Source organism: Marinobacter sp. ES-1 (genome assembly GCF_000475255.1).
In the GTDB taxonomy this organism is placed as follows: Bacteria; Pseudomonadota; Gammaproteobacteria; order Pseudomonadales; family Oleiphilaceae; genus Marinobacter; species Marinobacter vinifirmus.
The window spans coordinates 208,530-235,326 of sequence record NZ_AXBV01000032.1; the positions used below are offsets into that span (position 1 = coordinate 208,530).

General features: G+C 60.7%; 25 protein-coding genes. 12 read left to right on the forward strand and 13 right to left on the reverse strand.

Annotated elements, in window-relative coordinates:
• Window positions 1-39: 39 nt before the first annotated feature.
• The 3 genes from Q668_RS17670 to coaBC form a co-directional block, all read right to left on the reverse strand.
• Window positions 40-2,673, reverse strand: coding sequence for a phosphomannomutase/phosphoglucomutase (locus tag Q668_RS17670; protein ID WP_022988461.1), 2,634 nt, complete (start codon window positions 2,671-2,673; stop codon window positions 40-42).
• 96 nt (window positions 2,674-2,769) lie between these two features.
• Complete coding sequence (gene dut, locus Q668_RS04725) at window positions 2,770-3,231, reverse strand: dUTP diphosphatase (protein ID WP_022988462.1); 462 nt, start codon at window positions 3,229-3,231, stop codon at window positions 2,770-2,772.
• On the reverse strand, window positions 3,228-4,442 hold the full coding sequence (gene coaBC / locus Q668_RS04730) for a bifunctional phosphopantothenoylcysteine decarboxylase/phosphopantothenate--cysteine ligase CoaBC (protein ID WP_022988463.1): 1,215 nt from the start codon (window positions 4,440-4,442) through the stop codon (window positions 3,228-3,230). Before coaBC ends, dut begins: the two co-directional genes overlap by 4 nt.
• Window positions 4,443-4,621: 179 nt before the next feature.
• Here coaBC and radC point away from each other — a divergent pair, with 179 nt between their 5' ends.
• From radC to rpmG, 3 genes are all read left to right on the forward strand, one after another.
• Window positions 4,622-5,296, forward strand: a complete 675-nt coding sequence (gene radC / locus Q668_RS04735) for a RadC family protein (RefSeq protein ID WP_011786974.1) — start codon at window positions 4,622-4,624, stop codon at window positions 5,294-5,296.
• Between the two features lie 218 nt (window positions 5,297-5,514).
• Window positions 5,515-5,751: a 50S ribosomal protein L28 gene (gene rpmB / locus Q668_RS04740; protein WP_011786975.1), complete on the forward strand. Its 237-nt coding sequence runs from the start codon at window positions 5,515-5,517 to the stop codon at window positions 5,749-5,751.
• 11 nt (window positions 5,752-5,762) lie between these two features.
• Window positions 5,763-5,918 carry a 50S ribosomal protein L33 gene (gene rpmG / locus Q668_RS04745; protein WP_008173465.1) on the forward strand — a complete coding sequence of 52 codons (156 nt, stop codon included), beginning with the start codon at window positions 5,763-5,765 and terminating at the stop codon, window positions 5,916-5,918.
• Window positions 5,919-5,984: 66 nt separating this feature from the next.
• Here rpmG and Q668_RS04750 read toward each other — a convergent pair whose 3' ends face one another.
• From Q668_RS04750 to Q668_RS04760, 3 genes are all read right to left on the reverse strand, one after another.
• Window positions 5,985-6,845, reverse strand: coding sequence for an endonuclease/exonuclease/phosphatase family protein (locus tag Q668_RS04750; protein WP_022988464.1), 861 nt, complete (start codon window positions 6,843-6,845; stop codon window positions 5,985-5,987).
• Window positions 6,846-6,909: 64 nt separating this feature from the next.
• On the reverse strand, window positions 6,910-7,545 hold the full coding sequence (locus tag Q668_RS04755; protein ID WP_022988465.1) for a thiol:disulfide interchange protein DsbA/DsbL: 636 nt from the start codon (window positions 7,543-7,545) through the stop codon (window positions 6,910-6,912).
• Window positions 7,546-7,699: 154 nt separating this feature from the next.
• Window positions 7,700-8,308: a c-type cytochrome gene (locus tag Q668_RS04760; RefSeq protein WP_036219153.1), complete on the reverse strand. Its 609-nt coding sequence runs from the start codon at window positions 8,306-8,308 to the stop codon at window positions 7,700-7,702.
• 181 nt (window positions 8,309-8,489) lie between these two features.
• On the opposite strand from Q668_RS04760, the gene yihA reads away from it, so the two are divergent.
• A complete protein-coding gene (gene yihA, locus Q668_RS04765) occupies window positions 8,490-9,134 on the forward strand; it encodes a ribosome biogenesis GTP-binding protein YihA/YsxC (RefSeq protein ID WP_022988467.1) in 645 nt (214 codons plus the stop codon).
• 185 nt (window positions 9,135-9,319) lie between these two features.
• Here yihA and Q668_RS04770 read toward each other — a convergent pair whose 3' ends face one another.
• Complete coding sequence (locus Q668_RS04770) at window positions 9,320-9,982, reverse strand: TetR/AcrR family transcriptional regulator (protein WP_022988468.1); 663 nt, start codon at window positions 9,980-9,982, stop codon at window positions 9,320-9,322.
• Between the two features lie 174 nt (window positions 9,983-10,156).
• On the opposite strand from Q668_RS04770, the gene Q668_RS04775 reads away from it, so the two are divergent.
• The 4 genes from Q668_RS04775 (at window position 10,157) to coaD (ending at window position 14,540) form a co-directional block, all read left to right on the forward strand.
• Complete coding sequence (locus Q668_RS04775) at window positions 10,157-11,602, forward strand: coniferyl aldehyde dehydrogenase (RefSeq protein WP_022988469.1); 1,446 nt, start codon at window positions 10,157-10,159, stop codon at window positions 11,600-11,602.
• Window positions 11,603-11,607: 5 nt separating this feature from the next.
• Window positions 11,608-12,198 carry a hypothetical protein gene (locus Q668_RS04780; protein WP_022988470.1) on the forward strand — a complete coding sequence of 197 codons (591 nt, stop codon included), beginning with the start codon at window positions 11,608-11,610 and terminating at the stop codon, window positions 12,196-12,198.
• Window positions 12,199-12,223: 25 nt separating this feature from the next.
• The gene (locus Q668_RS04785) at window positions 12,224-13,816 is read left to right on the forward strand and encodes a GMC family oxidoreductase N-terminal domain-containing protein (protein WP_022988471.1); all 1,593 of its coding nucleotides are present in this window, start codon (window positions 12,224-12,226) and stop codon (window positions 13,814-13,816) included.
• A gap of 241 nt (window positions 13,817-14,057) precedes the next feature.
• Window positions 14,058-14,540, forward strand: coding sequence for a pantetheine-phosphate adenylyltransferase (gene coaD, locus Q668_RS04790; RefSeq protein WP_022988472.1), 483 nt, complete (start codon window positions 14,058-14,060; stop codon window positions 14,538-14,540).
• 76 nt (window positions 14,541-14,616) lie between these two features.
• Here coaD and Q668_RS04795 read toward each other — a convergent pair whose 3' ends face one another.
• From Q668_RS04795 to Q668_RS04810, 4 genes are all read right to left on the reverse strand, one after another.
• Window positions 14,617-15,909: a DUF945 family protein gene (locus Q668_RS04795; RefSeq protein ID WP_022988473.1), complete on the reverse strand. Its 1,293-nt coding sequence runs from the start codon at window positions 15,907-15,909 to the stop codon at window positions 14,617-14,619.
• Window positions 15,910-15,952: 43 nt separating this feature from the next.
• Window positions 15,953-18,094: a polyphosphate kinase 1 gene (ppk1, locus tag Q668_RS04800; RefSeq protein ID WP_022988474.1), complete on the reverse strand. Its 2,142-nt coding sequence runs from the start codon at window positions 18,092-18,094 to the stop codon at window positions 15,953-15,955.
• A 40-nt stretch (window positions 18,095-18,134) separates the two neighbouring features.
• Complete coding sequence (gene hemB / locus Q668_RS04805) at window positions 18,135-19,166, reverse strand: porphobilinogen synthase (RefSeq protein ID WP_022988475.1); 1,032 nt, start codon at window positions 19,164-19,166, stop codon at window positions 18,135-18,137.
• 173 nt (window positions 19,167-19,339) lie between these two features.
• On the reverse strand, window positions 19,340-19,561 hold the full coding sequence (locus Q668_RS04810; RefSeq protein WP_022988476.1) for a hypothetical protein: 222 nt from the start codon (window positions 19,559-19,561) through the stop codon (window positions 19,340-19,342).
• A gap of 272 nt (window positions 19,562-19,833) precedes the next feature.
• Here Q668_RS04810 and Q668_RS04815 point away from each other — a divergent pair, with 272 nt between their 5' ends.
• The 4 genes from Q668_RS04815 to panP all read left to right on the forward strand — a co-directional run bounded on the left by Q668_RS04815 (window position 19,834) and on the right by panP (window position 24,592).
• Complete coding sequence (locus Q668_RS04815) at window positions 19,834-20,463, forward strand: TetR/AcrR family transcriptional regulator (RefSeq protein ID WP_022988477.1); 630 nt, start codon at window positions 19,834-19,836, stop codon at window positions 20,461-20,463.
• A 2-nt stretch (window positions 20,464-20,465) separates the two neighbouring features.
• Window positions 20,466-22,157 carry an isovaleryl-CoA dehydrogenase gene (locus tag Q668_RS04820; RefSeq protein ID WP_022988478.1) on the forward strand — a complete coding sequence of 564 codons (1,692 nt, stop codon included), beginning with the start codon at window positions 20,466-20,468 and terminating at the stop codon, window positions 22,155-22,157.
• A 210-nt stretch (window positions 22,158-22,367) separates the two neighbouring features.
• Complete coding sequence (locus tag Q668_RS04825; protein ID WP_022988479.1) at window positions 22,368-22,715, forward strand: DUF503 domain-containing protein; 348 nt, start codon at window positions 22,368-22,370, stop codon at window positions 22,713-22,715.
• Window positions 22,716-22,897: 182 nt separating this feature from the next.
• Window positions 22,898-24,592, forward strand: a complete 1,695-nt coding sequence (gene panP / locus Q668_RS04830) for a pyridoxal-dependent aspartate 1-decarboxylase PanP (protein WP_036219155.1) — start codon at window positions 22,898-22,900, stop codon at window positions 24,590-24,592.
• A 192-nt stretch (window positions 24,593-24,784) separates the two neighbouring features.
• On the opposite strand, the gene Q668_RS04835 is transcribed toward panP, so the two are convergent.
• On the reverse strand, window positions 24,785-25,051 hold the full coding sequence (locus Q668_RS04835; RefSeq protein WP_036219157.1) for a hypothetical protein: 267 nt from the start codon (window positions 25,049-25,051) through the stop codon (window positions 24,785-24,787).
• Window positions 25,052-25,153: 102 nt separating this feature from the next.
• Entirely contained in the window at window positions 25,154-26,719 is a 1,566-nt protein-coding gene (locus tag Q668_RS04840) for an inorganic phosphate transporter (protein ID WP_022988482.1), read from the reverse strand.
• Window positions 26,720-26,797: the final 78 nt, after the last annotated feature.

Here is a 26,797-nt window from a genome sequence, read left to right on the forward strand (position 1 = left end):
GGTGATGTGTTAATCCTTACTGTCAGAGAATGGTTTGAATCAGAAATCGGCCACCAGGTCCGGTGCCGCTTTCTGCAATTGTTCCCGGAACACGGACTTGATCCGCTCCAGGGCGTCCTCGTTTTCGGCCTCGAACCTCAGCACCAGCACCGGCGTGGTGTTGGATGCCCGGCACAGGCCCCAGCCATCGGTGTAGTCTACCCGCAGGCCGTCAATGGTACTGACGTTGCCGTCGCCGAAATCAGCCTGCTGCTCCAGGCGTTCGATAATGGCAAACTTGTCGCTCTCGGTAACCTGTAAATTCAGCTCAGGGGTGCTGATGTCTTCCGGGAAGTCCTCGAACACCTCATCGCTGTGGCGATCTTCAATCCCCAGGATTTCCAGCAAGCGGGCGGCGGTATACAGGCCGTCATCAAAGCCGTACCAGCGCTCGGCAAAGAAGATGTGCCCGCTCAGTTCGCCCGCCAGCAAGGCACCGGTTTCCTGCATCTTGGCTTTCATCAGGGAGTGGCCGCTCTTCCACATAATGGGCCGGCCACCGGCTTCGGAAATCACCCCAGCCAGGCGGCGGCTGCATTTGACGTCATACAGCACATCGGCACCCGGATTGCGGGACACCACATCCCGGGCGAACAGCATCAGCAGGCGGTCGGGCCAGATAATCTTGCCACTGTTGGTCACCACGCCAAGCCGGTCGCCATCGCCGTCAAAGGCCAGGCCGATATCCGCGCCGGTCTCCTGCACCTTCGCGATCAGGTCCTGCAAGTTCTCGGGCTTGCCCGGGTCCGGATGGTGGTTGGGGAAGTCACCGTCCACGTCACAATGCAGCGGTGTCACTTCGCAACCCAGTTCTTCCAGCAACATGGGGCCAAGCTCACCGGCAATTCCGTTGCCGGCATCCACAACCACCTTGAGGGGGGCGGCCACGGCAATATCACCGACGATCCGGTCCAGGTAGGCCCGGCGCACGTCTTCCCGGGACAGCTCACCCTGGCCGGCACTGAAGTCGGTATTCTGGATGCGGTCATACAGCTTCTGGATAGCATCGCCGGACAGGGTTTCGCCCCCCAGCATAATCTTCAGGCCGTTGTAGTTGGCCGGATTGTGGCTGCCGGTCACCATCACACCAGAGCCGGTTTCCAGGTGGTGGGCGGCAAAGTACAGCACCGGAGTGGGCACTGCGCCCACCTCGATCACGCTACAACCGGTGGAGAGCACACCCCGTGCCAGCGCATCAGCCAGGCCCGGGCTGGAATGCCGGCCGTCGTAACCGATACACAAAGACGTAACGCCCCGGTCGGTCGCCTCAGAGCCGATGGCCCGGCCAATAACCTCGACAACGTCCTCGGTCAGGTTGTCGCCGACAATGCCGCGGATATCGTAGGCCCGGAAAATTTCCGGCCGCACGTCCACCTGCGTGGTCTCAGCCAGAACCGGTTCATCCTCGTCAAACAGTTCGTCGTCGAACATCGGGGCATCACCAAAGCCGAGGACGTCTTCATCGCCATCCATCATATCTACATCGGGAATATCGTCCTGGAACATGGGAGCGGCGCTATCGGAGGCAAGAGCGCTGGCCCGGGCGGGCTTGCCGTTGCCATTTTCACCCGCCTTGTTTACCCGGCTGTCTACCGCCAGCGACAGCCGGTGCAGCACTTCGCCGGCTGAGGCCACCGTATCCCAATGCAACGCCGGCAGGCGCAACCGTTCACCGACAAAGGCCTTATGGGCCCACTGGATCAGTGCAGACATATCTTCACGGATACTGCGCTGGGCTGCCGCCAGCAGCATCCATACCAGTACCGCTGCCAGCAGGGCCGGAATACCGATCAGCAGTGCCAGTGCCATGGGGCTGACCACCGGTTCCGGTGCAGAGGCTGCCTGGTACACAACGGACCAGTCCGGGTTGGTCAATGTGCGGGTTTCTGAGGGCCCGTTTCCGTTACCGGCGCTGGCAACGGTTCCGGAACTGCCGGAAATGGTCTGGACCAAGGCCAGCTGACCGCCCAGCCGGCCATTGGAGACCGTCAGCATCGGTTGCAGAATGTCAGCATCAAAGACAGCCAGTACGGTTCCGACGACCGCATTGCTCACCGGATTCCGCACCGGCGCAGCAAACTGGATATACCAGACACCATCCCGGGGGAAGGCGTCTGGCTGCAGCGGCAAACCTTTTTCGGCCCGACGAGCCAGCTCAGCACCGGCAAACCCCAGCAAGGAGCCGTTATTACCAGCCCGCGGGATATCACCATAGGGGAAGACAAACACCGAACTGGCGCCGGGCAAGGCGGTTTGCAGCTGGCTGGCCAACGCCTCGGTACCGGTGTCTCCAGCCAGGCCCCGGAGCACATGGGGCTGGTTGGCGATGGCCTGAACCTGTTCCTGCTGGGCGGTAAAATACTGATTCAGGCGCTGCTGGGCGCTGTCGGCTTCCACCTGACGCGATGCTTCATGGCGCTTTTCCGCCGCCGGCATCACCGACAGGAAATACACGGCGAGCACAGCGACTACACCGGCCAGTAACACTGCCAGTGCTTGCTGCAACGCAACCGACCCCAGACGACGCCCCCTTTTGGCCACCGGCTCCTGTGACTTGCTACTTTGCTCTACTGGGCTCTGTTCCGGCGTCTGGTCCTGGGCGGACTCTTTGCTCTTCTTTTTACCGAATTTCATAGTGCATCCCGCAGTTATTTTTGAGTCCCGATGCTGCCTTGCTCTGCGAAGTATAGCTGGCAGCCGTGCTGACGGCTCTCAGCCTTTAGGGTGTGGTCAGTGGCTCCCGGTAGAGCCAAATCCGCCGGCACCCCGTTCGCTGGCATGGAACTCCGACACCACTTCAAACTCCGCCTGAACCACCGGAACCAGCACCAGCTGGGCAATGCGCTCGCCCACTTCAATGGTGAACGGGGTCTGACCCCGGTTCCAGCAGGACACCATCAGCTCGCCCTGATAGTCCGAATCGATCAGCCCCACCAGGTTACCCAGCACAATACCGTGTTTGTGGCCCAGGCCACTGCGAGGCAGGATCATGGCCGCCAGCGCCGGGTCTTCGATATAAATCGACAGGCCGGTGGGGATCAGGTGGGTTTCCCCGGGCGCCACCGTCAGCGGCTGCTGGACACAGGCCCTGAGGTCGAGGCCGGCAGAACCGTCGGTTGCGTATGAGGGAAACGGGATCCCGGTTCCGATACGGTCGTCCAGAATCCGGACCTGTAAATTCTTCTTGGTCATGAGTTTTCAATCCTGTCACTGTGGCTGGCAATGAGCGTAACCAGTCGCTCTGCGATGGCCTGTTTGCTGTCCGGGCCGATGGACTCCTGGCCTTCCGGCCAGAAAACCGTAACGGCATTCTGGTCGCTGTTAAAGCCCAGCCCCGGCGCAGAGACATCATTGGCCACAATCATGTTCAGTTTCTTGCGCTGCATTTTGTCGGTAGCGTAGCGGGCGACGTCTGTGGTTTCCGCCGCAAAGCCCACGGTAAAGGGCGCATCAGGCCTGGCCGCGATGGTGGCCAGGGTATCCGGATTGCGCACCAGCGCCAGGCTCATGGCTTCGCTGGTTTTCTTGATCTTGTCGCCGGCGCAGCTTTCCGGCCGGTAGTCCGCCACGGCGGCGGTGGCGATAAAAACATCGCAACCTTCGGTGACCGCTTGCTCGGACGCCCGCAGCATATCCCCTGCCGTCACTACCGGGCGCACTTCCACGCCCTCCGGGGCCGGCAGGTTTACCGGGCCACTGACCAGCACCACCCGGGCACCGGCCGCAGCTGCGGCACGGGCGATGGCGTAGCCCATCTTGCCGGAGCTGTGATTGGAGATGTAGCGCACCGGGTCAATGGGCTCCCGGGTTGGTCCCGCAGTGATCACCAGCCGTCGACCGGCAAGCGCTCCCGTAGCCGGGGGTTCCGGCGGCGCCATAACCATCCGGGCCAGGGCTTCCGGCTCCAGCATCCGGCCCGGGCCGGTATCGCCACAGGCCTGCTCGCCCTGATCTGGCCCCCACAGGGTAATCTGTGGATCTTCTGAGAGCAGCTGAACGTTGCGTTGGGTGCGGAAATTTTTCCACATGGCCTGGTTCATGGCCGGCGCAACCGCGATCGGCGCCTCGGTAGCACAGCACACAGTGGTCAGCAGGTCGTCTGCCATACCCTGGGCCAGCCGGGCCAGGAAATCGGCAGACGCCGGCGCGACCACCACCTGGTCGGCCCACTTGGCCAGCTCGATATGCCCCATGCCGGCTTCCGCCTCCGGGTCCAGCAGGGACGTACGAACCGGCTCGCCGCTGAGCGCCTGGAAAGTCAGTGGCGTTATGAACGCTTCGGCACCACGGGTCATCACAACCCGCACTTCCAGCCCGGCTTTTTTCAACAACCGGACCAGTTCGGCACTCTTGTAGGCGGCAATGCCACCGGTGATTCCCAGCAGAATTCGCTTGGCAGCCATGTGGGCTCCGTAATCCCGTAAAATGAAAGGGTTATAAGATAGCACGCCGCGGGCCGGCAGGCAGCCTGCGCGGCCACCCCGTTCGTTTACCAAATGTTACCTTTTCAGGTAACCTTTGTAATTCTGAGAACCCGATGCAGGACGCATCGCCCGTATCAAACCAAAGCAAGGAAGCCCGGATGACCGATTCCAGCTGGCCCACCGACGAGCGGCCCAGAGAACGCCTGCTCGCCCATGGCGCCCAATCCCTGTCTGACGCCGAATTACTGGCCATTTTTCTGCGCACCGGCACGACCGGCATGCCAGTGATGGCGCTGGCACGACACCTGATTGACGAATTCTCCGGCCTGCGGGGGCTGATGACCGCCTCCCGCCGGCAGTTTCTGCAAGTGAAAGGCCTGGGTACCGCCAAGTACGCCCAGGTGCAGGCCGCTATGGAAATGGCCCGGCGGGTCATGGACGAACCCCTGCGCCAGGGTGATCCGCTGCGCTCACCGGCAGACACCCGGCGCTTTCTCACCAGCCGGCTGGGCACCTATCCCCACGAAGTATTCGCCGGACTGTTCCTGGACAACCGCCACCGGGTCATCCAGTACCGGGAGCTGTTCCGAGGCACCATCGACGGCGCCGCAGTGTATCCGAGGGAAGTGGTGCGCCAGGCCCTGGAAGACAACGCCGCAGCCGTCATTTTCGCCCACAACCACCCCAGTGGCGTGGCCGAGCCCAGCCAGGCCGACATTTCCCTGACCCGCAGATTGAAGGAAGCGCTGGGATTGGTGGATATCAGGGTTCTTGACCATATGGTTATTGGCCACGGTGAGGTAATATCGCTGGCCGAACGAGGGTTGATGTAACCGCTGCGGGGTCGCCACCGGAAAACTGGACAATTTCCCAACAATTTTTTGCGTTGGCTGGCCAGTTCTGGTATAAAAGCGTCCCTTTCTGGCGGCGTCTGGCGAGCAGCGTTCAGTTTAGAGGCGCGAACCGGTAGCAGTTATGGCTCCGGAGCAACCAGAGACGCATTAAATAACGAATTCGTATAGATAGACCATTGCTCAGGTCGGAGGCAAGTATGTCCAGAGTTTGTCAGGTTACCGGTAAGCGTCCGGTTACCGGTAACAATGTATCCCACGCGATGAACCACACTCGTCGTCGTTTTCTGCCGAATCTGCAGAACCACCGTTTCTGGGTTGAGTCCGAGAAGCGTTTCGTGAAGCTGCGCGTATCCACCAAGGGCATGCGCATCATCGACAAAAAAGGCATTGACGCTGTGCTGGCCGATCTTCGTGCCCGCGGCGAGAAAGTTTAAGGAGCCGCATCATGCGCGAGAAAATCAAGCTGGTTTCATCAGCAGGTACTGGTCACTTCTACACGACCAAAAAGAACAAGCGTAACACCCCGGAAAAAATCGAGATCAAAAAGTACGATCCGGTTGTCCGCAAGCACGTTGCGTATAAGGAAGCCAAGATCAAGTAATTGATCCTGCCTCCACGAAAAACCCGGCCATGGCCGGGTTTTTTTGTGCCTGAAGCTGGAGCAGGATCAGAAGGTTTGCAGGTATCCCTTGGGCAGCGCGACGTCCATGGCGATCGGCAGGTGGTCCGACACCGGATAGCTCACCACCTCCGAACCGCGGATCTCCAGCGACGGACTCACCAGGATATGATCCAGCGCCTTTTCCGGCCGCCAGCTGGGGAAGCTGTGGGCGGTATCCGGCAGCGGAATCAGGTCGGTTTCTTTCAGGGGCGTCCTGGTCAGCAGTTGTTCTGCATGGGCATTCATATCCCCCATCAGCACCACATGCCGGTAGTCGGCAATCAGCTCCCGGATATACCCCAGCTGGCGCTGCTGCGCCGACTTACTCAGGGACAGGTGCATCAGCACCAGCACCAGGGGATCATCCTCTGCCCCGTAACGGGCAATGATGGCTCCCCGGCCCGGAATCACTCCCGGCAACTTGTGCTCGGTCACGTCCAGCGGCCGGAACCGGCTCAACAGGCCATTACTGTGCTGGGCAATCTGCCCCAGATTACGGTTCAGCTGCTGATGCCAGTACGGAATGCCTGCCGCCTCGGCCAGGTATTGCACCTGGTTTATATAACCACTGCGAAGACTGCCACCATCGCACTCCTGCAAAGCCACCACATCGTACTGGCTGAGCAGGGTTGCGATTCGATCCAGGTTCTCGATGCGCCGGCGGTTAGGCAGGAAGTGTTGCCAGCTGCGGGTGAGGTAGTGGTGATATGACGAAGTATTGATGCCCACCTGGATATTAAAGGTGAGCAAACGGATATGGCGGTGGGCCTCAAACTCGGGCACATGCTCGCTGCCCGAGCAGGCACCCCGGGGGCTTTCTTGCGATTTCAGAATCCCGTTCAGCTGATTGCGAATCCGTTTATACATGCGCGCAAATCCCCGGACTGCTCCAGAAAACGGCCAGCGTCAGCGCTGGCACGCGGCCACCGTATTACTCGGCTCCTGCCTGCTCCTGCTCGGCCAGGTATTCGACTACCTGAAGAACATTCTCGTGGCTGCCAGCCATGGAGGCACTGACCACATACTTGCCATTTACCAGCATAGTCGGTGTTCCGGTGATTCGCGCACCACGGATCTTGGACTGCGCCTGCTGCACCCGGGCACGTACGCCGAAGCTGTTGTAGGTGTCGACAAATTCCTGGGCGTCCACCCCGTAGTCAGCCACGAAATCCGCCAGTGTCTCTGCAGAATTCAGCGGGCGACGCTCCCCGGCCAGCGCATTGAACAGGGCGTCGTGCACCTTGTCGAGTTCACCCATGGCTTCAAGGGCGTAGAAAGCGTAGGCATGGGGCTCCCAGCTTTGTCCCAGGGCCGCCGGCAGGCGAACGTAGTTTACATACTCCGGCGCCTTCTCTTCCCAGGCTTCCGCCAGGGGCTTGAAGTTGTAACAGTGGGGGCAGCCATACCAGAACACCTCGGCCACCTCGACACCGCTGTCTGAGGCGGTACGAACCGGGTTATCCAGCGTGCGGTAATGTTTGCCATCCTGCCAGGACTGGGCATTTGCCACGCCTGAAACAAGCAGGGCAGCTGCAAGAAATACAACAGAGCCAAAGCTTCTGATCATCGAAAATCTCCGAGCCATGATTTTGAGTTATCGGGAATTATGACCCAGCATACGGAAAAAGTTCCACCGCAGGCCATGGGCAAATCGTTACAGAAAGGTAAATAGCAAAAACCCCGCCGAAGCGGGGTTTCTGACGCAGCGTTACCAGGAACGATCAGTTCAGGCCGGAAACGTAGTTGGCAACTGCCTCGATTTCCGCGTCGGTCAGCTTGGAGGCCACATCCATCATGATGGCTGCGTTGGCACCGCCAGCGCGTTCACCGGAACGGTAGGCATTCAGCTGCTTGGCAACGTACTCGGCAGTCTGGCCACTCAGTGCCGGATAGCCCGCAGGCTCGTTACCGGTACCACGAGGGTTGTGACAACCGGAACAGGCCGGAACACCGGAAGCCATGTTGCCGCCACGGTACAGGGCCTGGCCCTGTTCCACCAGCTCTGGATCAGCCTGGCCAACCACCATGTCCTGCTCGTTGAAATAGGCTGCCAGGTCCTGGAGATCCTGGTCAGACATGGCGTCCAGCAGGCCTGTCATTTCAGGAATCGGACGGTCGCCGTTCTTGATATCTACCAGCTGCAGGTATGTGTAACGCTCGCCGATACCGGACAGCTTCGGATACACAGCCATTACTGGCTTGGCTCCGCCCTGTCCGTGGCAGCCGGCACATACCGCTGCATTCTGTTCACCCGCTGCCGGATCTCCTGCCCCGTGAGCCATTGCTGTCAGGCCAACTCCGAGAACAACTCCTGCGATCAGTCTTTTCATGCTCGCTCCGCTTCTCTCATCTTTGCATCTTGAAAGTATTCTTCGTTGTGCAACCGGCAAGCACTGACAAAACAGGCGCATAACCGGGGCTAAAGCGGTAACGCGAGGCGTCCCGCCCTGAATTGGTGTAGCATTATACATTAATCGCCGATAACTGAAATCCAAAGGAACGCCAACCGTCGTGGACTCTGATCTGACTCAAAAAAGCCTCTCATTCAACAGCGCCCGATTTCTGATCAGTGCGTCACGGCTGGATGAATGCCCACCGGATTTCGGCGCTGAAGTGGCCTTTGCCGGCCGCTCAAATGCCGGCAAATCCAGCGCCCTGAACGCCATCACCGCCAACGGCAAGCTGGCCCGCACCAGTAAAACGCCGGGGCGCACCCGGCTGATCAACTTTTTCACCCTGAATCGCGAAAACATGCGCCTGGTGGATCTGCCCGGCTACGGCTACGCCAAGGTTTCCCGCGACATGAAAGACGACTGGCAGAAACACCTGGGCCACTACCTGAACGAGCGTCGCTGCCTGCGCGGCCTGGTTTTGGTGATGGATATCCGCCACCCGCTGACCGACTTCGACCAGATGATGGTGGACTGGTGCGAACACAATAACCTGCCCCTGATGATCCTGGCCACCAAGGCCGACAAGCTGAAATTCGGGCAAGCCAAGACTGCCATGCTGGGCATCGCCGGCAAACTCAAGCCTTTTAGCTGCGTACAGCACCTGATCATGTTCTCGGCCACCTCGAAGCGGGGCGTTGACGAATGCCGCGAGGCCCTGACCGACTGGCTGGAAGCGCCTGAAGCGGAAGAGACAGAAGAATAAGCAGAAGAAAAAGAAAAAACCGGCCTGCAAAGACGCAGGCCGGCGAAACGTCAGGGTTTGCGACGTGCTAAACCTGAGAACTCACTCAGGAGACGCAGAAAAGTCCGATTTCCCACGTCACTACCTGTGACACCGCACTCTTCCAAAAGTTCAACATCTGCTCAAAAAATAACCGCCAGCTACAATCAAGCCGGCACTGCCTCCGGCAAAACCGGGCGATACTTCTCTCGCAGTACCATCACCCGCTCACGGTATTCAGGCGTCAGGTACGGTATTTCCAGCGTCAGCACCTGGTAAATGCCCTGCTTCAGCTCGGTCAGAGTCAGGCTGGCCGACTCCTCGCTGGCGTGGGCCGTTTTCAGGAATGCCATCCAATTAGTGATTACCAGCCAGACATTCAGTGACATGGCCGAACGCAGCTCTTCGGGCTGAGGCTCGATAATGCCCGCTTCCGCCAGCTTGCCGAAAATCCGGTTAATGGCGGCCAGGCAGCGGTTGGTAAATTCCCGGTAGTCCCGGCGCAGGCGCGGATCGCTGTCGAGCAGGTATTCAAGGTCCCGGTGGAAGAACCGGTAACTCCAGAGTCCGTCAAAGACCGACTCCAGGTAAAAGGTCAGGTCTTCCAGCGTAATGGCCCGGTCTTCGGGGATATCCAGATAGTAATCCACCAGATTTTCATATTCCTGGAAGATCTCGTAAAGGATGTCGGACTTGTTCCGGAAGTGGTAATACAGGTTGCCCGGAGAAATGGCCAGGTGCGCGGCAATATGGTTGGTGGTGATATTGCGCTCACCCCGCTCGTTGAACAGCTCCAGACTGGAAAGCAGAATTTTGTCTCTGGTTTTCATTCGCCCGCCGGTGTTTGTTGTTATCTGTCTCGCAGATGGCCCGATGGGCTATCCACCGCTTCTTGACTGCCTAGAGTATATACTCTAATAATAGCCGCAAGTGCAAATCCACCGGATTGCAGCCACCGATAACAACAAGCTGTACAGGCAGGCCTGACGGCAAGGGGAGAGAAAATGGGAGCCACCGTTGTTCAGCTCACCGAGAGCAAGAAACAGATCCAGCACACCCACCGGGTTTTCGAAGAGCAGAAAAAAGCCTTCCGCGCCAACCCGATGCCATCCCTCACCGAGCGCAAGGAAAACCTGAAACGCCTGAAGCGCGCCCTGCTGAGCAACCAGGACCGGCTCACCGATGCCATCGACCGGGACTTCAGCTGCCGTTCGAAGGATGAATCCCTGATTGCCGAAGTCATGCCGTCCATTCAGGGCATCAACTACACCCTGAAGAACCTGGGCGACTGGATGAAGCCGTCCAAGCGCCATGTCTCGGTACTGTTCCAGCCGGCCAGCAACAAGGTGCACTACCAGCCCAAGGGCGTGGTGGGCGTGATCGTGCCCTGGAACTACCCCCTGTACCTGGCCGTGGGCCCGCTGGTGGCCTCGCTGGCTGCGGGCAACCGCACCATGATCAAAATGTCCGAGTACACGCCGCATACCTCGGCCCTGTTCAAGGAAATCATCGAATCCATGTTCCCGGAGGAAATGGTCTCAGTGATCACCGGCGAAGCAGACGTCGCCGCAGACTTTTCCCAGCGCCCGTTTGATCACCTGCTGTTTACCGGCTCCACCTCGGTGGGCAAGCTGGTGATGCGGGCCGCCGCCGAAAACCTGACTCCGGTGACCCTGGAACTGGGCGGCAAATCGCCCGCCATTGTGTCACCGGATGTCCCCATGGAAGACGCCGCCCAGCGCATCGCCTTCGGCAAGGCCTTCAACGCCGGCCAGACCTGCGTGGCACCGGACTACGTGCTGTGCCCGGCCGACCGGGTGCAGGCCTTCGTGGATGAATTCCGCGCCCGGTTCGCCGAAATGTACCCCAGTCTGCGGGACAACGACGACTACACCGCCATCATCAACGAACGCCAGTACGACCGCTTGCAGGGTTACCTTGAAGATGCCCGGAGCAAGGGCGCCGAACTGGTTGAAATCAACCCCGCCAATGAAGACATGAAGGAAGGCACCCGCAAGATCCCGCTGACCCTGGTGCTGAAAACCACGCCGGACATGAAAGTGATGCAGGACGAGATCTTCGGCCCGATCCTGCCGGTGATCAGCTACAGCGGCCTGGACGAAGCCATCCACTACATCAACGAACGGCCGCGTCCGCTGGCCCTGTACTTCTTCGGCTACGACAAAACCCAGCAGCAGCACGTGGTGGACAACACCCACTCAGGCGGCATGTGCATCAACGATGCCCTGATGCACGTAGCGCAGGACGACCTGCCCTTCGGCGGTATCGGCGACTCCGGCATGGGCCACTACCACGGCCGCGAAGGCTTCCTGACCTTCTCGCACCACCGGGCCATCTTCACCAAGCAGAAGTTCAACAGCGGCAAATACGTGTATGCACCCCACGGCACCGCTGCCCATCGCATGATCTACAAATTCTTTATCCGGTGAGCCCCATGAACCGACGCAGTTTCCTGAAAACCGGGGTAGGCGGCGCCGTCTTCCTCGGCACCGTCAGCCTTACCGCCGGCCTGTCCGGCTGCGCCACCGCGCCAGCCGGGCGAGTCAGTGCGGTCGACAGCCGCATGGACGCCAGCTACCGCTTCCAGTTTCTGAGCAAGGACGACATCGCGCTGTTCGAAGCCCTGTTACCGGCCATGTTCGCCGGCGCCCTGCCGGAAGAACCGAACCAGCGCCAGTTTGCCGTTGCGGCCACCATCGAGCGTATCGACCAGGGCATCGTCAAGTTCGGCGCCCCCAACCAGAAAGAACTGCGCAAGCTGTTCGACCTGCTGAACTTTGCCCCCACCCGGGTCACCCTGGCCCGGGTCTGGTCCGACTGGCCATCCGTGACCACCGGCGAAGCCGACGCCTTCCTGAACCGCTGGCGCAACAGCCGGATCGGCCTGCTCAACAACGGCTACATCGCCCTCAGCAAGATCTGCAACGTGGCCTTCTACGGCCACCAGAACCAGTGGCACCTGACCGGATACCCCGGGCCACAGGAATGGATCGTGAACGTCTTACCCCAGTTCAAAAACACCTGAAAGACCCCGGATTACGGAGCGCAGTATGTCCATGAATGATCCCATTGCCCGGGGCCTGGCCGCCGGCTGGAAGGTTACCGACGCCAGCACCCTCACCAGCAACCAGACCGCAGAAGCCGATGTGGTCGTCATCGGCACCGGTGCCGGTGGCGGCACCACCGCGGAAATCCTGGCCCGGCAAGGCCTGGCCGTTATCCTGGTGGAAGAAGGCCGGCTGTATTACCAGAAAGACTTCAAGATGGACGAGCTGACGTCCTACGCCAACCTCTACCAGGAAGGCATGAGCCGGACCACCGCCGACGGTGCCATCGCCATACTGCAGGGCCGCTGTGTAGGCGGCTCCACCACCGTCAACTGGACCAGCAGCTTCCGCACTCCAGACGAAACCCTCACCTACTGGAGCCGGCAATTCGGCCTCGACGGCCTGGCACCAGACGCCATGGCTCCCTGGTTCCAGGGCCGGGAAGAGCGCCACACCATGGCGCCCTGGCAAACCGACCCCAACCTGAACAACGACATCCTGCGCCAGGGTTGCGAAAAACTCGGCTACTCCTGGCAGGTGATTCCCAGAAACGTCAAAGGCTGCTGGAACTCCGGCTACTGCGGCGTAGGCTGCCCCACCAACGCCAAGCAAGGCGCCCTGCTGACCACCATCCCCGGTGCCCTCGACAACAACGCCCGCATGTACCACGGCCTGCGCGCCGAAAAACTGGTCATGAACCAGGACCGCATCGACCACCTGCAGGCCAGCGCCATGGGGCCAGACGGCGTAACCCCCTCCGGCGTCACCGTCACCCTCAAGGCCCGGCACTTTGTCGTCGCCGCCAGCGCCATCGGCTCACCGGGCCTGCTACTGCGCTCGCAACTGCCCGACCCGCACCAGCGCGTGGGCAAACGCTCCTTCATCCACCCGGTCAACGCCACCGTCGCCCGCATGCCGGCCAACGTAGACCCCTTCTACGGCGCACCCCAGTCCATCTACTCGGACCAGTTCAACTTCAGCCAGGGCGTAGACGGCCCCGTGGGCTACAAACTCGAAGTACCCCCCCTGCACCCGGCCATGGCCGCCGGCGTCGTCCCCGGCCACGGCCCGGACCAACTCGCCGACCTCAGCCAGCTGGCCAGAATGCAATCCGTCATCGCCCTGCTGCGTGACGGCTTCCACGAACAAAGCCCCGGCGGCACCGTCACCCTGCGCGACGACGGCAGCCCGGTACTCGACTACCCGGTAACCGACTACTTGTGGCAAGGCATCCGCCAGGCCTACCTGCACATGGCCGAAATCCAGTTCGCCGCCGGCGCCGAAGCCGTCCGCGCCATGCACCTGGATTCCACCTGGTCCAAAACCTGGGCCGAAGCCCGCGCAGCGATCGCTGAACTCCCCATGAAACCCCACCGAGCCCGCCTGTTCACCGCCCACCAGATGGGCGGCTGCAGCATGGGCAGCAACCCGGAAGACTCCGTGGTCAACGGCTTCGGTGAACACCACCACGTTCCCAACCTCAGCATCCACGACGCTTCCATCTTCCCCACCAGCATCGGCGCGAACCCGCAGTTGTCGGTTTATGCATTGGCGGCGAGGAACAGCACCAGATTGGCCCAGAAACTGACAAGCTGACGAAGTTTCCGGGGAAGGCTGCACTTAGTTAGGGGCGCGGGCTGGGTGGCTCTGTCCGGGAATGTCGGAGGCCATGGATGGCCGGAGTCAAGCGCACAGGGATGTGCTTGTAGCGTTTCCCGGACAGAGCCACCCAGCCTGCGACCTGCACCCATTCATAAAACCGATCACCCAAAGCCCCGGACTACAGCACACCTATGGTTCCTGCTATGCTACCGCCCACAAACAAAAGGAGCTGCGCATGCCAAAAGTCATCTACCCGGGCACCTTCGACCCCATCACCAACGGCCACACCGACCTCATCGAACGGGCCGGCCGCATGTTTGACGAAATCGTCGTCGCCGTCGCCTACAACCCGAAAAAGCAGCCACTACTTAACCTCGAAGAACGCTGCGAACTGGTACGCAAAGCCACCGCCCACGTACCCAACGTAACCGTCACCGGCTTCAGCAACCTGCTGGCCGAATTTGTGCGGGAACAGAACGCCACCGTCATCCTGCGTGGCCTGCGCGCAGTCTCCGACTTCGAATATGAATTCCAGCTCGCCGACATGAACCGCCGGCTGGCCCCGGAAATCGAAAGCGTGTTCCTGACCCCGGCCAACCACCTGTCCTACATCTCCTCCACCCTGATCCGGGAAATCGCATCCCTGGGCGGAGACATCTCGGAATTTGTCGATCCGGCGGTGGCCGAGGCACTGAAACAGAAATTCAGCCAGGCCTGAGCCCGGCTGGCGAGAAGAAAGGCAAAAGCGGGAAAACAATAGCGGAACCGCTGCCACCACAGGCAGCGGTCTGAACTCAGAGCAGCGGTGGCAGCGGAATCTGCAGCCCGTTGATGTCCAGCACCAGATCTTCCATGCGGCCATCCATCACCAGCCGGTCACCCTCCTGAACCAGCAAACCCTGCTTGATCAGCGGCGCTACCTGCATGCGCACGGCAGCATAATCTTCGGCCAGTGCCATCGGCATGGAAAAATCCAGCTCGCCGGTCAGGCCCTGCATCACCATCAGCATGGCGTCCTTTTCAGCACCGGACAATTCCGGATGAGAGATATCCAGGCTGCCCTGCACCGGCCCTTCCGGCGTTTCCAGGCTCAACTCGCGGATTCCGGCCGAAAAACCCGCAGCGGCCAGGTCACGGATCGACTCATTAAACCGCTGCATCACCGCCATCTGCTGCTCGAAGCTGGCACCACCGCCAGCCCCGGCCTTGACCGTCATCGCCTGCAGGTCTGTCATGGCCGAACTGAAGGCATTCCAGCCAGCCACATCCAGGTTATCCACCGAAACCGCCATCCGCTGGGGGCCGAATGCGTCACTGCCGACGCTCACCGACGCCACATCCAGCTCCAGGGTTGAATCCAGCCGACGATCCTGGTCCTTCGCCTCGCTGGCACTGGTCATGGCCAGGCCATTCAGGACCACGGGTTCCACACCCGGGCTTTGTACCGACAGGGACTCCACCGACAAGGTGCCGGTTCCGGTCCAGATATCACCACTTAACCAGGTCAGGCTTTGCTCCAGGTGGGCATCTTCCACCGTCAGATCCAGCTCCGGCCCGGACAGCGACAGTGCCGGCCACACCAGCATCAGATCAGCCTGCTCACCCAGACTGCCCACACTGATGCTGGCCAGGCCACCGCTGCTGCGCAGGGACTCGCCCGATGCCGGGTTGTCGATCGCCATTGCCGGCGCTTCCAGCACCAGGGTGGCCGAGCCCCAAATCCGGGTTTCCAGGGTCAGGCGGGGCTTTTCACCACGAAACCAGTTGGCGCCCTCCGGCTGCCAGCCGGCGTCCGGGCGGAAATCCATCAGGCTGCCGGTCACCCCGTGGGACACCTTCACCCGGAAGCCTATCCGGTAACTGTCGCCCCGGGCCGGGTCGGTAATGGTCAGGGTGCCAGCGGCTTCGGAGGCCAGCACACCACGCTGATACTGCTGGGTTTCCAGGTGCACAAAAGGCTGGGCAGCGTTTACTTCCAGGGCAGCCCGGAACCACTGCTGCTCGGTCACATAGCCCACGCCCCAGGGCGCGAGGCCGGCTCCGGCCAGAATCACTCCGCCGGCAACCAACCACTTGTTGAATTTCAAAATCAGAGTCCTATTATCTGGGTAGTTATTGTTGTATCCGGGCTCAGACCGGCTTGCTGGTCAGGCGCTCCAACAGCACCAGCTGGGACGCAAAGGGCTCTTCGCCCTCGGCCGGCTGGTTCTGGATATAGCTGCCATCGGGCTGCAACACCCAGGCCTGGCAGTTATCCGCCAGGTAGGTATCCAGGTCTTCCCGCAACCGGGCCACCAGTGCCGGCTCTTCCACCGGGAATGCGGTTTCTACCCGGTGCAGCAGGTTGCGTTCCATGCCGTCAGCACTGGAACAGTAAACTTCCGGACGGCCATTATTATCGAAGTAATACACCCGGGTATGCTCCAGGAACCGGCCAATCACCGAACGCACCCGGATGTTATCCGACAGCCCCGGCACTTCCGGCCGCAGGCAGCAGATGCCCCGGATAATCAGGTCAACCTTCGCGCCGGCCTGAGAGGCCCGGTACAGGGCCTTGATCATCTGCGGCTCGGTCAGGGCGTTGAACTTGAAGATAATCCGGCCCTTGTCGCCATAGCTGGCCTCGCGCTCGATCAGGCTGATCAGCCGGTTGTGCAGGGTAAACGGTGCATGGAACAGCTTCTTGATCTTGAGGGCCTTACCCATACCGGTCAGCTGCTGGAACAGCTTGTTGACATCATCGCCAATAGACTCGTCGCAGGTCATGAAGCTGTAATCGGTGTACAGCCTGGCGTTGCCGGCATGGTAGTTACCGGTACCCAGGTGCACATAGCGGCGCAGGCGCCCTTCTTCCCGGCGCACAATCAGGATCATCTTGGCGTGGGTTTTGTAGCCCACCACGCCATACACCACGATCACCCCGGCTTCCTGCAACCGGCTGGCCAGCTCCAGGTTTTCCGCCTCGCTGAAACGGGCCCGCAACTCGATCACCACGGTCACTTCCTTGCCGCGCCGGGCGGCATCGGCCAGCGCTTCGACAATTTCCGAATCGGCACCGGTCCGGTACAGGGTCTGCCTGATGGCCAGCACATTCGGATCTTTTGCGGCCTGGCGCAGCAGGTCTACCACCGGGCTGAAATTCTCGTAGGGATGCAACAACAGGATCGGCCGTTTGCGGATGGCATCGAACATGGATTCCTTGCTGCGGATCTGGCGCGGAATGGACGGCGAGAAGCTGGAGTAGGTCAGGTCGGGCCGGTCTACCAGGCCACCCACGGCCATCAGGCGGGTCAGGTTCACCGGGCCATGCACCTGGTACAGGTCACGCTCGGTCAGCCCGAACTCCCGCAACAGAAACTGCACCAGTTCTTCCGGGCAGTTATCGGCTACTTCCAGGCGCACACCGTCACCAAAGCGACGACTGAGCAGCTCGCCGCGCAGGGCCGACGCCAGGTCTTCCAGGTCATCTTCCAGCTCAAGGTCAGCGTTACGGGTCAAACGGAACTGGTAACAGCCTTTGACTTCCATGCCGGGGAACAGCTCATCCGCGTGGGCGTGGATCATCGACGACAGGAACACCAGGTTCTCACCACCTTCGCAGACTTCATCCGGCAGGCGCACCAGACGGGGCAGCGACCGGGGCGCCGGCAGGATGGCCATGCCGGTTTCCCGGCCAAAGGCGTCTTTGCCATCCAGTTCCACGATAAAGTTCAGACTCTTGTTCACCAGGCGCGGGAACGGGTGTGACGGGTCCAGCCCGATGGGGCTGACCACCGGCAGAATCTCTTCTTCAAAGTAAGTACGCACCCACTCTGCCTGGGCCGGGGTCCATTCCCGGCGCCGCACAAAGTGGATGTTTTCCTGCTCCAGCTCGGGAATCAGGACATTGTTCAGGATGTCGTACTGCTCATGGATATACTCGTGGGCTACCCGGCTGATCTCCGCCAGCACCTGGTCCGGCTGCATGCCGTCCACACCCACGGTTTCCCGGCCGTACTTCATTTGCTGACGCAGGCCCGCCACCCGGATCTCGAAGAACTCGTCCATGTTGCTGCTGAAAATGCAGCAGAAAATCAGCCGGTTGATCAGCGGGTGCGTGGTGTCCAGCGCCTGCTTCAGTACCCGGTAGTTGAACTGGAGCTGGCTCAGTTCCCGGTTGAAGTAGTTCTCGCTGGCGTCCAGGTTCACTTCCTCGCCTACCGGCGGAAGCTCAACCGGCGCAGGCACGCTCAGTTCGGCATCGATTGTCTGCTTGGCTGTTTCAGTGGTCATCGCTATCCATATCCGTTGTCTGGGCAGGCGGTCGCCTGCGTCACGCCCGCGCGCGGTCTCTCATCAGTCTCGCAGCGCGCACGGCAAAATAAGTCAGAATGCCATCGGCACCGGCCCGGCGCATGGCCATCAGGCTTTCCATCATCACCGCATCGCCATCCAGCCAGCCGTTCTGGGCCGCCGCCATGTGCATGGCGTACTCTCCGCTGACCTGGTAAACAAAGGTCGGCACCTGCAGTTCGGTTTTCACCCGGTGCACGATGTCCAGGTACGGCATGCCCGGCTTGATCATCACCATATCGGCACCTTCCGCCAGGTCCATGGCCACCTCGTGAATGGCTTCATCGCTATTGGCCGGGTCCATCTGGTAAGTGGACTTGTTGCTCTTGCCCAGGTTGGCGGCGGAACCGACCGCATCCCGGAACGGGCCGTAATAGCTGGAGGCATACTTGGCAGAGTAGGCCAGAATGCGGGTATTCACATAACCGGCACCTTCCAGGGCTTCACGAATGGCGGCTACCCGGCCGTCCATCATGTCGGAGGGCGCCACCACATCGGCGCCGGCGTCGGCGTGGGACAGGGCCTGGTTCACCAGGGCTTCTACGGTCACGTCGTTGAGCACGTAACCGTCGTTATCAATAATGCCGTCCTGGCCATGGGTGGTGAACGGGTCCAGCGCCACATCGGTAATCACACCCAGTTCCGGCTGGGCTTTCTTGAGCGCCCGCACCGCACGCTGGGCCAGGCCATCGGAATCCCAGGCGCCAGAGCCGGACAGATTCTTTTTCTCCGCCGGCACCACCGGGAACAGCGCCACCGCAGGAATGCCCAGCTCAACCAGCTCCGCCGCCTGCTCGACCAGCAGGTCAATACTCAGTCGCTCCACACCCGGCATGGACGGCACCGCCTCACGCTGGTTCTCGCCTTCGAGCACAAACACCGGGAAGATCAGGTTGTCGGCCGACAACTGGTTTTCCCGCACCAGGCGCCGGGAAAAATCACTGGCACGGTTGCGGCGCAGACGGGTAGCCGGATAGGCTCGATTGGAAAGCGGCTGGCGTGGCTTGGGCATGAAATACCTCCTGAACATGGATGGCCTTGGAAAGTCATGACATCATACACCCGGTGAGCCGCCTGTTGCAGGGCCGAGGCAAGTCTGCAGTACTCAGATGACAATTCAATGACAAAAACCAGGACGGCGCCAAACCGGCCGCCCTGGTAAAGAAGGGAAATCGGGGAAGGAACTCAGATGGAACGGTTGTTAAAGCCCACTTCCACCTTGCGAGGGGTATCAGCCCGGAAGCTGGTATCCACTGCCTGGATCTTGCCGCCACCCTGCAAAAAGGCTTCGATATCTGACTGCAGCTGGGCCCTTACCCGGGCACGGCCGGCAACAGAATGGTTATCCTCACTGTCGCTGACCCAGTTACCGGACTGCTCCAGATTGCTTTCGTCGAATTCACTCATGCTCTTTTCTCCATCAACGAAAACAGATTTTCAGGTGCCCTGTACGCCCTCCCGGGCAGCACCCCGTCTCGACTGCCGGCCGCCTGCGGCCCCGTCTTGGCGTCTTTATAATCCGGTTTCGTTGACGGCGCTATTTCCTGACAACCACTTTTTTGTAACGTTTTGTAAACAGGCGCATGCCATTGATTTTGAAGGGCCAATCCCATCACCTGCCAGGCCCTTCAAATTGACACAAAGAATGAATAATGATTCACTGCTTGCAAGGAGCCGGCATGGCTTATCGTGAAACTGAAAAAATGCGCCAACGCAAAGCCCAGGCGCGCCAGAAGATCATCGAAAGCACCTGGGAATGCGTGGCAGACGGCGGTTTCCAGAGCGCCCGAGTTACCCGAATTGCCGGCCTCGCCGGCGTGGCAACCGGCACGATTTACCGGCACTTCGAATCCCGGGAAGACCTGTTTGCGGAGATTTTCCGGCTGGCGACCCAGCGCGAAGTCGACAAGGTAGCCGAAGCCCTGGCCATAACAGGCAATGCGGTACAGCGTCTGGACCACGCCCTGCGCCAGTTCGCCCACCGGGCCCTGAAAGGCCCTATGAAAGCCTGGGCGCTGATTGCCGAGCCGGTGGACCCGAAAGTAGAAGAAGAACGACTGGCGTACCGCAGGGCCTACGCCAACCTGTTTGAACAAGCCATCCGGGAAGGCATCGCCGAAGGCACCATCCCGGAGCAGAACACCCGCCTGGCCGCTACATGTCTGGTGGGCGCGATATCCGAAGCCCTGGTAGGCCCGTTGTCGCCAACCCAGACAAGCGAGCTACCGGACAACGACAACAATGACAATGAACTGGTCGACACCATCGTCTGTTTCTGCCTACGGGGGTTGACCGGCACCAGGAGCTAAACATGAACAACCCGCAGCGCAAAACCGGGTCCGCCACCGACAACCGTTACCTGTCGGCCACCCATGAGGTCATCAACCAGCCCCGGCCGCTGGAGAACTACAACCTCTACGAACAGGACACCGCGCTGCGGGAAGCCGTTCTGCGGGAAGGCGCAGGCTTCGCCAACGACGACCTCACCCGCTTTGGGGCCTGGGCCGGCCTGGCCGACACCATCGAACTCGGCAACCAGGCCAACGCCAACAAACCCGGCTTCCGCACCCACGACCGCTACGGCCACCGGACTGACGAAGTCACCTTCCACCCGGCCTACCACGAACTCATGCGAGTGGCCCTGGAAAATGGCCTGCACAGTTCACCCTGGACCAACCCCGGCAAAGGCGCCCACGTTGCCCGCGCCGCCAAGTACTACCTGCACTCCCAGGTAGAGGCGGCCCACTGCTGCCCGGTGACCATGACCTTCGCAGCCATCCCGTCCATCCAGAACCAGCCGGACCTGGCCAAACTCTGGGCCCCGAAAATCCTGGCCAACGAATACGACAGCCGAAATGTACCGGACAGCAAAAAAACCTCCGTCACCATCGGCATGGCCATGACCGAAAAACAGGGCGGCAGCGACGTCCGCGCCAACACCACCATGGCCTACCCGATAGGCCAGCAAGGCCCCGGCCAGCCCTACGAACTGGTCGGCCACAAATGGTTCGTCTCCGCCCCCATGTGCGACGCCTTCCTGGTCCTGGCCCAGACCACCAGCGGCCTGTCCTGCTTTTTGATGCCCCGCTGGCGCCCGGACGGCACCAAGAACCCCTGGCAGGTGCAGCAGCTCAAAAACAAAATGGGCAACGTCGCCAACGCCTCCAGCGAAGTGGAAATCCGCGGCGCACTGGCCTGGATGGTCGGCGAGGAAGGCCGCGGCGTAAGAACCATCATCGAAATGGTCGCCATGACCCGCTTCGACTGCATGATCGGCAGCGCCGCCGGCATGCGCCAGGCCGTCGCCCAGGCCACGCACCACTGCCACAACCGCAGTGCCTTCGGCGCAACCCTCAGCGACCAGCCACTGATGCAAAACGTCCTGGCCGACCTGATCATCGAAAACGAAGCCGCCCTCGCCTACACCATGCGGGTCGCCCGGGCCATGGACAACCAGGACAACGAACACGAACGCCTGCTCGCCCGCCTGGCCACACCCGTCGGCAAATACTGGATCTGCAAACGCACCCCCAACCACGCCTACGAAGCCATGGAATGCATCGGCGGCAGCGGCGTCATGGAAGACTGCATCATGCCCCGCCTGTTCCGGGAATCCCCCGTCAACGCCATCTGGGAAGGCAGCGGCAACGTCCAGTGCCTCGACACCCTCCGCGCCCTGCAGAAAGAACCCGAAACCCTCGACGCCTTCTTCAAAGAAGCCGCCGAAGCCAAAGGCGCCGACCGCCGCTTCGACCAATACCTGGCCCAACTGCAACACGACTTCGCCGACATCAGCGACTTCCAGTACCGCGCCAGAAACCTGGTCGACCGCATGGCCCTGACCATGCAGGGTTCGCTGCTGCTGCGCTTTGGCGACAAAGACGTCGCCGACGCCTTCTGCGCCTCCCGCCTGCAAAACAACGGCGGCATGAACTACGGCAACCTGCCCTCCGGCACCAACCCGGCAGCGATTATCAAACGGGGGACGCCTGTAGTAGGCTGAGACTACAGCCCCTTGGAGCGGCAAACGACGTGTATTGCCAAAACGGCCAAGGGGACTCCCCGAACAATGCCCGAGAGCAGGCGGGGATTAGCTTTCCAAAAATGTGCGGAGCCATGGATGGCGGAGCAGAAGCGCCACATGGAAGTGCCGAAGGAGCGGTTTTTGGAAAGCTAATCCCTGCCTGCTCAGGCACCGAAGCTGGAACATCAGATGTCAGAAGCCCTGAGAAAACTGCTGAAAGAAGGCAAAACCCCACAACAGCACCAGGACATCACCCCCCACGTAGGCGTCCTGACCCTGCACTTCCAGCTCTACGGCTGCGAAGACATAAAAGCCAAACGCAAAGCCTTCACCGCCATGAAAGCCATCTGGGGCAAAGAACCCGACCTGGCCGTCGCCGAAACCGCCGACCACGAAGCCCTCGACTGCGCCACCTGGACCATCGCCGCCCTGGGCGCCAGCGCCCAGCAAATCACCCAGCGCCTCGACCAGGTCGAAAAAGACATACAGGAGCGCATAGACGCCGCCATCCTCGACATCCACCGGGAAATCCTCTGAGCCACGCCCCGAAAGCCCCGGGGCATAGCGTCAAACCCGCACAGGCCTTATACTACGGCCCCTCAAGGAGTCGATGACCTGCCTGCCGGCGGGCCACCAAATTCAATGTCGGGCCCAGCCCGGCCCCGTCCGCCGGGTTTCCGGAACCGACCCGCGGACAACCCCTGAGTGTGTGTGGTGCTATGACCGGAAAGAAAAAATCCGCCCAGGCCTCGGTCGAGGCAATGTATCGCGTGTTCACGGTGCCCGAAGCCCCGGAATCCACGCTCAGCCGTATCGACCAGAACATCTCCAGCAACCTGGCCGGTTTCCTGCAGGAACACATCGTTGCCGTTGAACGGGATCTCTCGGAAGTCGAAAAAGACTTCTCCGACTACGTGATCCCGGAAAAACCCGTGTTCGTCTCAGAACAGGCCCAGTTCCTGCTCGACAAACTGGTCGCCAACTCTGTACACACCGCCTCACCCGCCTTCATCGGCCACATGACCTCGGCACTGCCCTACTTCATGCTGCCGCTGTCAAAGATCATGATCGCCCTGAACCAGAACCTGGTCAAAACCGAAACCTCCAAGGCCTTCACCCCCATGGAGCGCCAGGTACTGGGCATGATCCACCGGCTGGTGTACCAGCAGGACGGCTCCTTCTACCGGAAATGGATGCACGACCCCCGGCACGCCCTGGGCGCCATGTGCTCCGGCGGCACCATCGCCAACCTGACAGCCCTGTGGGTTGCCCGCAACCGCGCCTTCCCCGCCGAAGGCAGCTTCCGCGGCCTGCACGAAGAAGGCCTGTTCCGGGCCCTGAAATACTATGGCTACGAAGGCGCCGCCATCGTCGTCTCCAAACGCGGCCACTACTCCTTGCGCAAAGCCGCTGACGTGCTGGGCCTGGGCCGCGATGCCCTGGTGCCGGTTGAAACCGACGAATACAACCGCATCCTGCCCGACGCCCTGCGCGACAAGTGCCTGGAACTGCAGAAACAGAAAATCAAGGTCATGGCCATCTGCGGTGTAGCAGGCACCACCGAAACCGGCACAGTGGACCCGCTGGACAGCATGGCCGACATCGCCCGTGAATTCGGCGCCCACTTCCACGTAGACGCCGCCTGGGGTGGCCCCACCCTGTTCTCCCGCACCTACAAGCACCTGCTGCGGGGCATAGAACAGGCCGACTCCGTCACCTTCGACGCCCACAAACAGCTGTACGTACCCATGGGTGCCGGCCTGGTCGTCTTCAAAGACCCCAGCCTGGCCAGCGCGGTAGAACACCACGCCCAGTACATCATCCGAAAAGGCTCAAGAGACCTGGGCAGCACCACCCTCGAAGGCTCCCGCCCGGGCATGGCCATGCTGATCCACTCCGGCCTGAAAATCCTGGCCCGGGAAGGCTACGAAATCCTGATCAACCAGGGCATCGAAAAAGCCAGGACCTTCGCTGGCATGATCGACGAACAACCGGACTTCGAACTCATCACCCGTCCGGAACTCAACATCCTGACCTACCGCTACTGCCCGGAACCGGTCCAGCAAGCCCTGGCCATCGCAGACGAACTGCAGGCAGAAAAAATGAACACCTGCCTGAACCGCATCACCAAGTTCATCCAGAAAACCCAGCGGGAACGCGGCAAAGCATTCGTGTCCCGAACCCGACTGGAACCGGCCCGCTATTACCACTTCCCGTGCATCGTGTTTCGGGTGGTGTTGGCTAACCCGCTAACAACGCCGGAGATCCTGGCAGACATCCTGAAGGAACAGCGGGAATTGTCGAAGGAAGACGGCATTGCCGATGAGATCGCCATCCTGCATCAGATGGCAGAAGCCGTATTGAGCCCCCGACCATCAAAGGCAAAACCCAGGCTGAAGTCAGCTCAGGGATAATACGGCTCATTCATTAAGATGAGAAGTAGCTGGTGCGATGACGGCATGAACTATGCCCGGGGCGGGGTGTGCGAGGAGCTGTTCAAAAATTTGCGGAGCCAGGGATGGCGGAGCAGAAGCGCCACAGGGATGTGCCGAAGGAGCGGTTTTTGAACAGCTCCTCGCACACCCTGCCCTGCACCTGGCTAAGGTTTAATACAGGGCCTCTTCGTCATCCAGCACCTCGTGCAGGATCTCCAGGAACATCTTGTCCGCCTCACTCCAGGTCTCCGGAATACGGATCGTAGTGTTAGCGCTGATCTCGCGGGCAATCAACTCGTCAGCATTGGGCTCACCCTTGTACTTACGGGCAATCTCCATGGACTTTACGGCGATGGTCGGCTCGCTCATCACCTTCTTGATAAACACCCGTAACTCTTCAATCATTCTGGCCTGACGGCTCTCGGAAGATGAACTCATTCCTGACTCCCTGAAAAATAGCGTTGAAGCAAAACGGCCCGCACAGGGCCTGATGCTCATAGTATGGCCAAACCGCGGGGCGCTAACCAGCCCCGCCCGGCATTAAACCATCAAACCCCGCAGGGCGAAGAACAGGAACGCAGCCATCAGGGCAGACGCCGGCACGGTGATAATCCAGGCCGCGGCAATCTTCACCAGGTGGGAGCGCTTGACCATCTCTTCCTTGTAAATCTTCTTCAGGCGCTTGCGCTCGGACTTGGACAGCGGCACCTGCTCCTTTTTCTTCTTCGCTTGCTTGAGCAGCTTTTCCATTTCCTCCACAGAGGCGTTGCGGAAATCGTCCAGGAACGGCTTCAGGCGCTCCTGGTCCGCCGGGTCATGGTGCTCGATCATCTTGTGCAGCTGGCTGGCGTAGTTGGACTTCAGGTACTCCCGCAGGAAGCCCACACCGAACACGCCACCGATAGCAATATGGGTTGAACTGACCGGCAGCCCCAGCTGGGACGCCAGGATTACCGTCAGTGCCGCAGACAGGGCGATACAGAAGGCCCGGGTCTTGTCCAGCTCGGTAATCTCGCTGCCCACGGTCTTGATCAGGCGCGGGCCGAACAACATCAGGCCAACGGCCAGGCCAAGCGCACCCACCATCATGACCCACAGCGGAATGCTGGCAGAGGTCACCACGCCACCACCGGCGCGAATAGTATCGTTGATCGCAGCCAGCGGCCCGATGGCGTTGGCGACGTCGTTCGCACCGTGGGCAAAGCTGAGCAACGCGGCGGCAAAGATCAGCGGCCAGGTGAACAGCGTGTTCACGCCCTTGGAACTGTTTTCCATGGTCGCGGCACGACGGCTCACCAGGTTACGCATGATGAACCACACCACGGCAGCCACCACCAGGCCCATGATCGACGCCGACAGGAAGTCCACCTTGACGATTTTCTTCACGCCCTTGAGCATCAGGTAGGTTGTGAACGCCCAGGCCATGATCGATACCAGAACGGGCACAAAGGTGCGGGCCGACGACACCAGGTTTTGCCGGTACAGCACGGTTTTCTTGATGGCAAACAGGAACAGCGCCGCCAGGGCACCACCCAATACCGGAGAGATCACCCAGCTGGCCGCAATCTTGCCCATCACACCCCAGTCGGCGATGGCCCAGCCACCGGCCGCGATACCGGCACCCAGCACACCGCCTACAATGGAGTGGGTCGTGGAAACCGGCGCGCCCATCCAGGTGGCCAGGTTCAGCCAAAGTGCGCCGGCCAGCAAGGCTGCCGTCATCAGCCAGACAAAGGCGCGGGGATCTTCCAGGGTGGTGGGATCAATAATGCCGCCCTTGATGGTAGAGACCACGTCGCCACCGGCAATCAGCGCGCCGGCTGCCTCGAACACCGCCGCCAGCAACACGGCGGCGCCCAGCGACAAGGCACCGGAACCCACCGCGGGGCCCACGTTGTTGGCTACGTCATTGGCACCGATATTGATGGCCATATAACCGCCGATGACCGCTGCGGCCATCAGCAACATGCTGTTGGGTAATCCCTGACTGAAAGAGCCGACAATCAACCAGACACAGAGCAGGAACAGAACACTGAAACCAACCCTGTACCGTTCCGTGGAGGGGCTGCTGAGAAGGTTATCCAGAAAGCTGCTGGAACGGGCCATAAACAATTGGGTCTCTTGAGAACGGAATGAGTTCAGGCAATTTTGCCGCGCGCAAACTATAAAATTTTTATCATAAAA